This is a genomic window from Winogradskyella echinorum (assembly GCF_014297365.1).
Classification (GTDB): Bacteria; Bacteroidota; Bacteroidia; order Flavobacteriales; family Flavobacteriaceae; genus Winogradskyella; species Winogradskyella echinorum.
On record NZ_JACOQD010000001.1, the window covers coordinates 1,543,217 to 1,556,353 of the forward strand.

At 33.9% G+C, this 13,137-nt stretch carries 9 protein-coding genes; 5 read left to right on the plus strand and 4 right to left on the minus strand.

What is annotated here, in order from left to right:
* Nucleotides 1-12 precede the first annotated feature (12 nt).
* Genes H8K90_RS06875 through H8K90_RS06885 form a run of 3 tightly spaced genes read right to left on the minus strand, consistent with a single transcriptional unit; the run spans nucleotide 13 to nucleotide 5,049 of the window.
* Nucleotides 13-1,683, minus strand: coding sequence for an MFS transporter (locus tag H8K90_RS06875; protein ID WP_186845175.1), 1,671 nt, complete (start codon nucleotides 1,681-1,683; stop codon nucleotides 13-15).
* Nucleotides 1,684-1,696: 13 nt separating this feature from the next.
* Nucleotides 1,697-2,062, minus strand: a complete 366-nt coding sequence (locus tag H8K90_RS06880; protein WP_186845176.1) for a VOC family protein — start codon at nucleotides 2,060-2,062, stop codon at nucleotides 1,697-1,699.
* Nucleotides 2,063-2,109: 47 nt separating this feature from the next.
* Entirely contained in the window at nucleotides 2,110-5,049 is a 2,940-nt protein-coding gene (locus H8K90_RS06885; RefSeq protein WP_222611319.1) for a GH92 family glycosyl hydrolase, read from the minus strand.
* Between the two features lie 35 nt (nucleotides 5,050-5,084).
* On the opposite strand from H8K90_RS06885, the gene H8K90_RS06890 reads away from it, so the two are divergent.
* From H8K90_RS06890 to H8K90_RS06910, 5 genes are all read left to right on the plus strand, one after another.
* On the plus strand, nucleotides 5,085-7,379 hold the full coding sequence (locus H8K90_RS06890; protein ID WP_186845177.1) for a beta-N-acetylhexosaminidase: 2,295 nt from the start codon (nucleotides 5,085-5,087) through the stop codon (nucleotides 7,377-7,379).
* A 192-nt stretch (nucleotides 7,380-7,571) separates the two neighbouring features.
* Entirely contained in the window at nucleotides 7,572-8,264 is a 693-nt protein-coding gene (locus H8K90_RS06895) for a copper homeostasis protein CutC (RefSeq protein WP_186845178.1), read from the plus strand.
* A gap of 44 nt (nucleotides 8,265-8,308) precedes the next feature.
* On the plus strand, nucleotides 8,309-10,789 hold the full coding sequence (locus tag H8K90_RS06900; RefSeq protein ID WP_186845179.1) for a beta-mannosidase: 2,481 nt from the start codon (nucleotides 8,309-8,311) through the stop codon (nucleotides 10,787-10,789).
* Between the two features lie 42 nt (nucleotides 10,790-10,831).
* Nucleotides 10,832-12,058 carry a metallophosphoesterase gene (locus H8K90_RS06905; RefSeq protein WP_186845180.1) on the plus strand — a complete coding sequence of 409 codons (1,227 nt, stop codon included), beginning with the start codon at nucleotides 10,832-10,834 and terminating at the stop codon, nucleotides 12,056-12,058.
* A gap of 110 nt (nucleotides 12,059-12,168) precedes the next feature.
* Nucleotides 12,169-12,465, plus strand: a complete 297-nt coding sequence (locus tag H8K90_RS06910; RefSeq protein WP_186845181.1) for a thioredoxin family protein — start codon at nucleotides 12,169-12,171, stop codon at nucleotides 12,463-12,465.
* On the opposite strand, the gene H8K90_RS06915 is transcribed toward H8K90_RS06910, so the two are convergent.
* Nucleotides 12,462-13,130, minus strand: coding sequence for a polysaccharide deacetylase family protein (locus tag H8K90_RS06915; protein ID WP_186845182.1), 669 nt, complete (start codon nucleotides 13,128-13,130; stop codon nucleotides 12,462-12,464). The genes H8K90_RS06910 and H8K90_RS06915 overlap by 4 nt on opposite strands.
* Between the last annotated feature and the right edge of the window lie 7 nt (nucleotides 13,131-13,137).

Consider the following 13,137-nt stretch of genomic DNA (forward strand, 5'->3'; position numbering starts at 1 on the left):
AAGTCGAAGTGATTAATACGTCACACCTTGTTTGTCTAAAACCGTCTTAGTTCTAAACGCATAAAACAATAAATAAGCAAAACAAGCGACTGCTATCCAATACGAACCTTGAATTGAGAATACATCAGCTAATTTACCTTGAACAGGTGGAATAATGGCTCCACCTAAAATCATCATTATTAAAAATGCCGATCCTTGTGATGTGTATTTTCCTAATCCAGCAATACTCAACGTAAAAATACAAGGCCACATTATTGAACAGAATAAACCACCAGATAAGAACGCGAATAAAGCAACATTTCCTGAAGAGAAAAGACCAATTAGCATTCCTAAAATTCCTAAAAGACTGAATATTTTCAGAGTTTGCACAGGATTATCTTTGGCTAAAAAGAAACCTCCAATTTGTACTGCAATACAAATAGCAAAGAATAATATTTCGTCTGTAGTGAAACTATATTTAATAGAGTTTGCCAAAATAATAACTCCAAATGCTACATAAGGAACAATAATTAGCAAGGCTTTTTTAAGGCCTTTACTCGGATTAAAAACAGTTACTGCTCCAACCCAACGACCAATCATTAATCCTCCCCAATACAAAGAAATATAGGATCCTAATTGAGAATCATTGAGTACTGGTAGTCCAAGTGCATTTAGATCTGTGCCTTCAAAAGGTTGTTTTAAGAGTTCTCCAAGATTACTACCAATGGTAACTTCTACACCAACATAAGTAAAGATTGCCAACATGCCCAAAACGAGCTGTGGATATTTCATCGCTCCCCAACCACTAGCATTTTTGCTTGCGCTAGTATTAGCATAAAATACCGAAGCCACTACAGCGACAAGAGCCACAAAAAGTAAAATGAGTCTAATGTTTTCTATCTCTTCTGTAGCAGTTTCGTTACCAGCATAAGTACTAAAAATATAACCGAAGCAACCAACAATAACTAAGGTTAAAACGATTAATAAGTTACGTGCTTTATTAGCTGGCTCAAAAGCAGTTTCAGATTTAAGTGCTGGTAATTTTTTTGAAAAATGAAATAGTGCAGCAGCAATTAAGAATAAAACTCCAACTCCTAAATATAATTTTTGAACTGTGATTAAGGTGATTTCATTATTGGTAATCATTTGAGCTAATTCGTCAGTGCTCCATGATGCCGAACCAAATATAACTAAGCTTACTACAACAGGACCAATGGTTGTTCCGAAGGAATTAATTCCACCTGTTAAATTCAGACGATGCGATCCTGTTTTCGGATCACCGAGTGCCACAGTAAATGGGTTGGCTGCCGTTTGTTGTAACGAAAAACCAAGAGCTACAATAAAAAAGGCGATAAGCACTAAATAAAATACTCCTGTCTGGCCTTGTTCTGCTCCAGCGGTTACAGGGTACATAATAAAAGCTCCTATTGCAGATAATAACAAACCATAAACAATACCGTTTTTGTAACCCCAATTATTAAGGATGTCTCGTTTTATAATACTCGATAAAACAAAAAGAGCTAATGCTCCGATGTAATAAGCGCCATAAAAAGCAAAATCAACCAATTGCGACTGAAATTGATCGATGTTAAAATAGGTTTTACAAAAGGGTATAAACACACTATTTGAAGCTGCTATAAATCCCCAGAAAAAGAAGACTGTACATAGCGTAGCTAATGCAGATTTGTTGTTTTGGTTGCTCATTTTTTATTAGTTGTTAGTTAGTTTCAAGTTCTTGTCCAAATTGTATTCTGTAGCCATTATTATCGTAAATGGCGAATTCTCTCATACCATATTCAAAGCTCTCTAAAGGGTAGCAGATAGATACTTTATCTTTTAAAATTTGCCAAAGTACATCAACATCATCCGTGTGAATATACAAACTCCCTGTAAAAGTTGTTTTAGGAAATTCATCCTTATTAAAACGTGATGATAACATAATGTCAACATCGTCTTTAGTCATCAAGGCCCAATGATTATCATCTCTATTAACACAAACGAAGTCTAAATTAGTTTCATAAAACGCAATGGTTTCATCCATGTTTTCAACTTCTAGTGTTGGTATTAATGCGTTAAATGCCATAGTTGTTGTTTCATACTTGTCAGGTTTTTAAAACCTACAGGTCTTTGTTACTTAATCGAAATTTCATCCACAAAAATCCAGCTTCTGCCATCCATTGGGTAACCCAAATGCCACTCTGGAAGTTTCCCCATTTTCTTGGCTATAATTTTTACGTATTTATATTCAGTTTTTGGAATTTTAAATTCAACAGTTTTTATTTCAAGTTCACTATTTTTATTAGAAGCATCAATTTTTTGAGATGGTAAGGCTTTAAAATTTTTATTGTCTTTTGAAATCAAACACTGCACTTCAGTAGGATAAAAAATCCAAGCACCTTGGTCTTGTAAGAAGTTAATCTTTACAGTTGAAATTTCCTTTTGTTGTCCTAAATCCACAATAGCAACCAAATCTTGGTCATGATACCCTTGCCAACTTCCTGTTCTGTAATTTTTAGTACTTCTTATGCCATCGATTAAGGCATCGTTTCCTCCGGCTGAATATTGATTAGCAAATTCACTTTCTAAAGTAATACTAAGATTAGGATCTATTTTGAAAAATGGTGTCGTTAAAACAGGACTTTTTAAGTCTCCTTTTTCGGAATACAACTTCACTTTACAATCTTTTGAAATGGTAAATGGTGCTTTATACAATTTAAAGTCATCGGAATCTATAGCGAAATAGATTTTAGCCTCTTTTTCCGAAGTTCCTAAAACAACTTCAGTTAAATCTCTAAACGTAATATCTCCTTTGGCAATAAATGGCGAAGGTAAAATACGATGTTCTGTGATTTCGGTTTTTGGTTCTGAGCCTTCTTTTGTTCCCCAAATTGAAGGTTGATTCGTCATGTTAAACTCAAGAGTGCCGCCTTCAACAATATCAGAATGTTTAATAAAGGTTTGTTCTAAGGGTTTGCCATTCAGCTCTACGCTTTCAATATAAATGTTGGTGTCACTTAAATTATTAGCCATCATTTTGAATTGCTTCCCATTTTCAAGATTAATTGTTGCTTTATCAAAAAGTGGTGTTCCTATGATGTACTCATTACTTCCAGGCGTTACCGAATAAAAGCCCATAGAGCTCAACACATACCAAGCACTCATTTGTCCGCAATCTTCGTTTCCAGAAACTCCATCAGGCTCATTCTTGTAAAGCTCAGTTAAAATCTGATGCACTTTTTCTTGCGTTTTATGAGGCTTATTGACGAAATTATAGAGGTAAGCCATATGATGACTTGGTTCGTTACCATGTGCATATTGTCCAATCAACCCAGTAATATCAGATTGTTCTCTACCTGATGTTTCAGTCTTTGCGCTAAATAATTCATCGAGTTGTGCTTCTAGTTTATCTTTTCCTCCAAGCAGATTTATAAACCCTGAAATATCCTGAGGCACATAAAAACTATACTGCCAAGAATTGGCTTCGGTGTAATTAAAATTCACTTCATACGGATCGAAAGGTGCAAACCACGTATTTCTAAAACGACCACGCATAAATTTACTTTCGGGATCAAACACATTTTTGTAATACTGTGCACGCTGAATGTAGGTTTTGTAATCTTCGGTTTTGCCCATAGCTTTTGCCATTTGCGCAATCGTCCAATCATCATAAGCATATTCTAAGGTTTTAGAAACTGATTCACTTTCCTCATCCACAGGAATAAAACCGTATTTTTTATAAGCTTCTAAGCCAAATTTATCTCGTGTGGCAGAATGTTTCATCGCTTCAAAAGCCTTTTCAGTATCATAACCTCTAATGCCTTTTAAATAGGCATCTGCAATTATTGGTACTGCGTGGTAACCAATCATACAATCCGTATAATTTCCGGCTAAATCCCACATGGGCATTATGCCACCTTCATCATACTTCGCTAAAAAAGTATTGATAAAATCATTGGTTTTTTCTTGCTCGATAATAGTGTATAATGGATGCGCAGCTCTGTACGTATCCCAAAGTGAAAACACCGTGTAATAATCAAAATCGGCATTGTGAATTTCTAAATCCATACCTCTGTAACGACCATCCACATCTTGATAGCGGTTTGGTGCAATCATGGTATGGTAAAGAGCCGAATAAAAATTTGTTTTTTTATTCAAATCATCACTCTCAATGACGATTTTTTCTAGCTGTTCTTCCCAATAATCTTGAGCTTCTTTTTTTACCGTTTCAAAATCTTTGTTTCCGACTTCGGCTTCTAAATTTTTACGCGCACCTTCAATATCAACGGCGGAAATTCCGATTTTGACATATACAGGTTCATTATTGGGATTTCTAAATAGCAAATTTGCTATTTGTTTATCGGTTGATTTTAAGAATCTAAATTGCGACTCCTTAGGGTCAGTTCTAAAAGAGTGCGAAAATTTTATATAAAAAAATAAGCGCTGATCTTTCGCCCAAGCTTCGGAATGTCTATGGCCAGAAATTTCAGTATCAGAAATTACGTTTATTTCTCCAGAAAGCAATTTGTCACGATGTTCTAAATCCAAAACTAAAAATTGTTTATTGGAATTTGGATATTGATATTTATGAATCCCACTACGTTTTGAAACAGTTAATTCCACATCAATATCGGTAGAATCTAAATGCACTTTATAGTAGCCTGGTTCAGCAACTTCGTTGCCATGAGAAAAATGAGCGCGATAGCCCTCTTTACCATCAGCACCATTGTTAAAATGAAATTTATTGGTTGGCATTAAAAGCACATCGCCATAATCGCTAATGCCTGTTCCGCTGAGATGCGTATGCGAAAAGCCATAAATATAACTGTCGGAATAATGATAACCAGAGCAACCATCCCAACCTTCTAATCGTGTATCTGGACTTAATTGCATCATGCCATAAGGCAACGTTGCACCAGGATAGGTGTGGCCATGACCACCAGTTCCAATAAAGGTGTTAACGTAGTTAATGAGTGGCTGATCTTTTTTAGCAGGTTGAATGTCAGTCTTTTTCTCGCACCCAAAAAGTATGATAAGCGCAATGAAAGCAGAAATAAGTTTAGGATTCTTCAAAAGATTGCTAATTTTAATGCATCTAATATACTAAAATGCATTTCAAGACATCGTTTGGTTTTATCATTTTGTTGTTAACGGTTTTAAGTTGCCAACATAAGCCTATTGAAGCACAAGAAGTTGCTATAATTCCACAGCCCAATTCAATAAACATTTCTAAGTCGGTTTTTGTTTTAAATCGTGCAACAAGTATTAATTCTGAAGATACTTTTAAAATTAGTTCCGACTTTTTAAAGAGCTATTTAGAAAGTGGAGGTATAGAAGTCAACTCAGGAAATGATATAACTTTTATTGTAGATAAAAATCTAGGTAAAGAAGCCTACAGTCTTAATATTTCGGAAGATAAGATTGAAATAAAAGCCAGTACAGATCAAGGCGCATTTTATGCAGTACAAACATTAAGACAATTATTACCAGTTGAATTTGAAAGTGGAAGCTTTGAAGGAAGTCAAGTCAATATTCCTGCTTTAGTTATTGAAGATGCTCCTCAATTTACTTATAGAGGTATGCACTTAGATGTATCACGACATATGTTTTCGGTAGATTTCATCAAAAAATATATCGATGCGATTGCAATGCTAAAAATGAATACTTTTCATTGGCATTTAACCGACGATCAAGGTTGGCGAATAGAGATTAAAAAATATCCCAAATTACAAGAAATAGCGGCTTACAGAGATGGAACTTTAGTTGGACATTACAGTGACCAACCACACCAGTTTGATGGAAAAAAATATGGTGGTTATTACACGCAGGAAGAGGTTAAAGAAGTTGTAGCGTATGCTAAAGAACGTTTTGTGACTGTGATTCCCGAAATTGAAATGCCAGGACATGCACAAGCTGCCATTGCGGCTTATCCAGAATTAGGATGTACAGGAGAACAAGTTAAGGTAGCTCAAAAATGGGGAGTTTTTGAAGATATTTATTGCCCAAACCAAAAGACATTTGCATTTTTAGAAGATGTTTTGGATGAGGTTTTAGAACTATTTCCAAGTGAATTTATTCATATTGGTGGTGATGAAGCACCAAAAACCCGTTGGAAAAATTGTGCGCATTGCCAAGCTTTAATTAAAAGTGAAGGGTTGAAAGATGAGCACGAATTACAGAGCTATTTTATCACAAAGATGGAAAAGTATCTCAATTCAAAAGGCAGACAAATTATTGGTTGGGATGAAATTTTAGAAGGTGGTTTAGCACCAAATGCAACCGTTATGTCGTGGAGAGGAACAAGTGGAGCTGTGGAAGCAGCCAAGTCGGGACACAATGTAGTAATGACACCTACATCGCATTGCTATTTTGATTATTACCAGTCTGATGGAGAAGACGAACCATTGGCTATTGGTGGCTTTTTACCTTTAGAAAAAGTGTATGGTTTTAACCCAATTCCTGAAGAGTTAACCAAGGAAGAACAAAAATATGTTTTAGGTGCGCAAGGCAATATTTGGACAGAATATATACCAATCGAAGATCATCTTGAGTATATGGCTTTTCCAAGAATGTTGGCCATGAGTGAAGTGGTTTGGTCCAACCCTGAAAACAAAAATTATAAAGATTTTGTATCAAGATTAGAACATTTTCATAAACGTTTGGATATATTAGATATCAACTATGCTAATCATTTATATGAAATTGAAGGAGACTTAGTTTCAGAAGATGGAAAAGCTTTTTTTGAGTTTAAAACTCTAACAGAAGGCAAAACCATTCGATATACTTTAGACGGAACTGAACCCAATTTAGAATCCGAAATTTATACAGAAAGAATCCCAATTACAAAAAGCACAAAACTAAATGCTGCCGTTTTTAATTCCGAAAAACAACTAGGGAAAACCTTTACCCAAGAAATGGTTTTTCATAAAGCCGTCGGTGCAAAAATTACTATAAATAAAGAGCCGCATAAATCGTATTCTGGTAGTGGAGTTGAAGGTTTAATTAATGGTATTAGTGGAAGTGATTCAAGATATGGAGATAAAGAATGGTTAGGATTTTGGGGAGATGATATTGAGATTACGATTGATTTGGGTGAGGAAAAGGAAATCAATACAATTGAAACACGCTTTTATAATGGGAATGGGCAGTGGATATATGCGCCAAGAGAAATAGTAATTGAATATTTATTGCAGGATGGGATGAGTTTTACAGATAAACACAATTTGAAAAAATCAAATGACAAAATTATTGAGTTTGATTGTAAGTTAATTAAAATAGAGGATTTAGAAATTAAGGTCGAAAAAATTATTTTAAAAATTCCAAATTTCGGAACAATCCCAGAAGGAAAACAAGGTGCTGGGAATAAGGCTTGGACGTTTATTGATGAGATAATTGTGAATTAGAGCATCAGTTCGAGTGAAATTGCTTTTTTGCAATTTTGTATCGAGAACCAAGTAAAGACTTCTCGATACAATTCCGATAAAAATCGGAATCACTCGAAGTGACAACAAGATTTGTCATTCCTGCGCAGGCAGGAATCCACTTTGAAGTAACTTAGTATAAATTAAAAAGATTCCTGCCTTCGCAGGAAATATATGAAACTAGAAATCTGCGCCAACTCATATCAATCTGCAAAAAATGCCTGCGACGCAGGAGCACATCGCATAGAATTATGCCAAAAATTATCGGTTGGTGGCATCACACCTTCGTATGGATTACTGAAACAAGTTATTGTCTATTTAAGTATTCCTGTATTTGTATTAATCAGACCAAGAGGTGGTAATTTTGTGTATTCAGAAGATGAATTTGAAATTATGAAACGTGATATTGAACTCTGCAAAGATTTGGGTTGTCAAGGTATTGTTTCGGGCGTTTTAAACGCTGATAGAACTATAGATTTAAAACGAACAAAAGAACTAGTAGAATTATCAAGGCCTTTGAAATTCACATTCCATCGTGCGTTTGATGAGGTCGTAAATCCGAAAGAAGCTTTGGAACAATTAATTGATTTGGGAGTTGAACGTGTTCTGACTTCTGGTCAAAAACAATCGGCGGAATTAGGCATAGATTTACTGAAAGAACTTTATGAATTATCAAACGGAAGAATTGCGATTTTAGCTGGAGGTGGTGTAAATTCAGAAAATGCATCAAAATTTAAAGAAGCAGGACTAAAAGAAATTCACGCATCAGCCTCATCTCAACTAGAAATGGATGATTCATTATTTTCGATGCCATTAACAGCTTCGGATCCTCAAAAAATTAAAGCCATTTTAGATGTAATAAATTAGACCTTTCAGGTTTTTAAAACCAGAAAAGTCTCAAAAGGCCTTGTATGAAACACCTATTTTTTTTCTTCACTTTATGTTTAATTTGTTTTAGCTGTCAACCAGAATACGATGTGCCAGTTAAAATAGAATTGAATACGAACTGGCAATTCAAAAAAGTAACAGATTCGGTTTGGCAATCGGCAACAGTTCCTGGTAATGTGCATTCCGATTTGTTAGTACTTGGTTTAATTGAAGATCCATTTATTGGCAAGAATGAGGAAAACGTACAATGGGTTTCTGAAACCGATTGGGAATATAAAACGACATTTTCTTTAGACGAAGAAACACTGCAAAAGAAAAACTTTGAACTCAATTTTGAAGGTTTAGACACCTATGCTTCGGTTTATTTAAATGATAGTTTAATTCTGAGTGCTAATAATGCGTTTAGAACATGGAATGTAAATGTTAAGTCACTTTTGAAAACAGAAAACGAAATTAGAATTTTGTTTGAATCCACGTCAAAATTTGAAGAAGCAGAAAAAGAAAAATTATCATATGAACTACCAGAAGGTGAACGCATTTTCACAAGAAAAGCACAATTTCAATACGGTTGGGATTGGGGACCGAAGTTGAATACTAGTGGGATTTGGCGACCGATTAAGTTGGTGGCTTGGAATGATTATAAAATAAGAGAAATAGACATAAAACAAATTAAATTAAATGATTCTATCGCGGATATTTTACTTGATGTTAAAAAACTTTCGAATGTAGAACTAGATAAAAATTTAACTTATAAAATCTACATTAATGATAAGCTAATGAAGACTCCCAATGAAGTTCTAAAAGGTTATACTTGGGCTACTCGTTTACAATTAAAAAATCCGAAACGCTGGTGGCCTCACAATCTAGGTGAACCTTATTTGTATGATATAAAGGTGGTTGTAAAAGAAGAAAATAAAATTCTAGACAGTATTTCAATTAAAAAAGGATTAAGAACCATAGAACTAGTCGCTGAAAAAGATAGTATTGGCGAGTCCTTTTATTTTAAAGTCAACGATGTGCCAGTTTATGCAAAAGGAGCGAATTACATTCCGCAAAATAGCTTTCAGAATAACGTCACAGATGCCCATTATGAAAAACTCTTAAATGATGTGGTCGATGCCAATATGAATATGCTTAGAGTTTGGGGAGGAGGCATTTATGAAAATGATATTTTCTATGACTTATGTGATGAAAAAGGTATTTTAGTTTGGCAAGATTTTATGTTTGCTTGTGCTATGTACCCTGGTGACGATGATTTTCTGGGAAATGTACAGCAAGAAGCTAGTTACAATGTAAAACGGCTTAGGAATCACGCTTCAATTGCGTTGTGGTGCGGTAACAATGAAAACTCAGAAGGATGGCATCGTTGGGGTTGGCAAGATGGTAGAAGTGAAGAAGATAAAGAAGAGATTTGGAACAACTATTTAAAAGTATTTGATTCTATTTTACCGAATACAGTTGAGCAATTAACAGACACAGATTATTGGGAATCCTCTCCAAAATATGGCAGAGGAAATCCCAAATACAAAACGGAAGGTGATGCACATGATTGGTGGATTTGGCACGATGGTTATCCGTTTGAACACTTAGAAGAAAACGTACCACGTTTTATGAGTGAGTTTGGCTTTCAGTCGTTTCCGAGTTATGAAACAATTCGGTTCATTAATCAGAATGATAGTCTAGAAATAACTTCCGAAGGCTTTAAAAATCATCAAAAACATTCCAGTGGGTTTCAATTTATTGAAGATTATATGAAGCGTGATTTTCCTGTGCCAGAAAGTCCAGAGGACTATGTGTATATGAGCCAAGTTTTACAAGCCTATGGAATTACTAAAGGTATTGAAGCACAACGACGAGCTAAACCCTATAATATGGGAACTTTGTATTGGCAACTTAACGATTGTTGGCCAGCAGTATCTTGGAGCAGTATCGATTATTTTGGAAATTGGAAAGCCTTACATTATAATGCTAAACGAAGTTTCGAGAACTTATTTATATCTTCAAAAGTTGAAAATGGTATTCTGGAAACTTGGATTGTTAATGATGATTTAAATGAATATAATGACGATTTACTAATAAAAATTATTGATTTTGACGGCAATATATTATGGTTAACATTGGAAAAGGCTACTGTAAATTCAAATTCGAGCGACATTAAACGTGAAACAGATTTAAGAGATTTAAATCTTGCTGAATCGGAAGTTGTCGTTGTTTCATATTTTAAAAATAAAAGGAACCTACATTACCTCGTAAAACCAAAGGATTTAAAATTGAAACAAGCAGAAATTCAGCAAACAATCTCAAAAACAAAAGATGGTTTTAAAATTGAATTATCAAGTAAAACCCTTCAAAAAGATGTGTTTTTATTCACAAAAGCAAAAGGACATTTTTCTGATAATTTCTTCGACTTACTGCCAAATGAGTCAAAAACTATCGAATTTGTTACCCAAAACAAGAAACCAGTTAACTTCAACATTAAATGCATTAACAATTTTATAAGATAGTTTGTAGTTTCGTTCACTAAATTTGCATTTCAAAATTAGTCTATGACGCGTTGGATAATTTTTATTATTATATACTTAATATTGACTGTTTATGGTTTTCAGGCCATAAAAACAATTACTAAGTATAGTTGGGTGCATTACATTTTTATAGCTATTGCTATTATTATAGTTGGTAATTTTATATTTCAATTTGCTAGTTCTAGTGAAGGTCGGGTTCTTAGTCCTTCTAAGAGTTATGCTTTTGGGTTTCTATTGTCGTTTATGTCATTAAATTTAGTCTTAGTCCCTATTCTTTTAGGAGAAGATATTATAAGAAGTGCCTTAGGATTGTACGATAAATTAGTAACTAAAGAATCTTTTTATTTACCATCAAGAAGAAAATTTGTAAGTCAGATAGCACTTGGTCTAGCGGCTATTCCATTTTCATCATTACTTTATGGCATGTATAAGGGTAAATATAATTTTAGAGTACTTAATTATACACTTCATTTTGAGGATTTACCAGATGCTTTTGATGGTTATAAAATAACCCAAATTAGTGATATACATTCTGGAAGTTTTGATAATAAAGCAAAGATAGAATATGCAGTTGACTTAATTAATGAACAGCAATCTGATGTGTTGCTATTTACAGGAGATATGGTAAATAATAAGGCTTCAGAAATGATTCCTTGGAAGGACACATTTAAAAGGTTGAAAGCAAAAGATGGTAAATTTTCAGTACTTGGAAACCATGATTATGGTGATTATGTAGATTGGCCAAATAAAGAAGATAAAGCGCAAAATTTAGAAGATTTAATGACGATTCAAAAAGAAATAGGTTTTGATTTATTATTAAATGAACATCGCTATCTTCAAAAAGATGGACAGCGTATAGCTCTTGTTGGAGTAGAAAACTGGGGGAAAGGTGGTTTTAAAAAAGCAGGTGACTTAAAAAAGGCATCTTCAAAAATTCAGCCTGAAGATTTTAAAATTTTAATGAGTCACGATCCAAGTCATTGGGAAGCTGAGGTAATTAACGATGCCTATAAATATCATTTAACCTTAAGCGGACATACACATGGTATGCAATTTGGTATTGAAATTCCAGGTTGGATAAAATGGAGTCCAGTAAAATGGCGTTATAAACATTGGGCTGGAATCTATGAGGAGTTAGACCAATATATTAATGTAAATAGAGGGTTTGGTTACTTGGGTTATCCTGGTCGCGTAGGAATATGGCCTGAAATAACAGTGATAGAGCTCAAAAAAGGGATAAAAGAAGTATAATTGTTTAGAATTGCTTATTTTTATCTTATGAGTGCTTTAATTACAATCAATTAGTACAAGAATATTGTATAAGTTTGAAGGACTTATTTATTTGACTAAAACTAAATAATATGTCAAAATTTGGGGAATTAATAGATGTCGAAATTCCAGTTCTATTAGACTTCTACACAGAATGGAATGATCAGTCCATTGCAATGCATCCAATACTTAGAGATGTAGCTGCGGCACTTGGTGATAAAGCCAAAGTGATAAAAATAGATGTAGATAAAAACAAGGAGTTAGCAGAAGCGCTTAGAGTAAAAGGTTTGCCTACTTTAATTATTTACAAAAATGGCGAAATGAAATGGCGTCATAGTGGTGAGCAAGATGCTAATACGCTAATTGGTATTATTCAAGAATACGTTTAAGATAAAGCCTTAAATACATATCCTTTTTCGGTGTAATAATCTAAAACTTTTGGTAACACATATTTTAAATTTCGTGATGCTTTAACACTATCATGAAACACAATAATGCTGCCTTCTTTAGCAGCAGAAATAACGTTGTTGTAGCAAGTACCTTCATTTACAGATTTATCCCAATCGTAAGACAATACATCCCAAAGTACTATTTTATAATCTAGTTTTTGAAGTTTTTTACTTTGTTTAGTTTTAAACTTACCATATGGTGGTCTAAAAAGATTGGTAGACCTTTGTTGGTATAGGTTTGAAAAATTTGAATTTTGAATTTGAAATTGTATCACTGAGTCCGTCAATTCCACATCACCAACATAGTCTTTAGTCTTTGTTTTCCAGCCTTTTAAATGATTATATGTGTGGTTACCAATTGCGTGTCCACCTGCCAAAATATTTTGAAAAATTTCAATATTACGTTCAATATTATTGCCAATACAAAAGAAGGTTGCTTTTGCGTTATATTGATTTAATGTATCTAATACCCAGTTTGTTATTTCTGGTGTGGGCCCATCATCAAAAGTAAGATAGAGTTCTTTCTCATTGGTATAAATGTTCCAAATAAAATTTGGAAATAATGTTTTTACAAATCCAGGAGTTTTTGCTGGAATAATCTTCATACTATTT

Bases quoted from the DNA above. Each gene is read 5' to 3' on its own strand.
- H8K90_RS06915 (WP_186845182.1), bottom strand. From the start codon at position 13,130: ATGAAGATTATTCCAGCAAAAACTCCTGGATTTGTAAAAACATTATTT.
- H8K90_RS06890 (WP_186845177.1), top strand. From the start codon at position 5,085: ATGCATTTCAAGACATCGTTTGGTTTTATCATTTTGTTGTTAACGGTT.
- H8K90_RS06875 (WP_186845175.1), bottom strand. From the start codon at position 1,683: ATGAGCAACCAAAACAACAAATCTGCATTAGCTACGCTATGTACAGTC.
- H8K90_RS06910 (WP_186845181.1), top strand. From the start codon at position 12,169: ATGTCAAAATTTGGGGAATTAATAGATGTCGAAATTCCAGTTCTATTA.
- H8K90_RS06880 (WP_186845176.1), bottom strand. From the start codon at position 2,062: ATGGCATTTAACGCATTAATACCAACACTAGAAGTTGAAAACATGGAT.
- H8K90_RS06905 (WP_186845180.1), top strand. From the start codon at position 10,832: ATGACGCGTTGGATAATTTTTATTATTATATACTTAATATTGACTGTT.
- H8K90_RS06895 (WP_186845178.1), top strand. From the start codon at position 7,572: ATGAAACTAGAAATCTGCGCCAACTCATATCAATCTGCAAAAAATGCC.
- H8K90_RS06900 (WP_186845179.1), top strand. From the start codon at position 8,309: ATGAAACACCTATTTTTTTTCTTCACTTTATGTTTAATTTGTTTTAGC.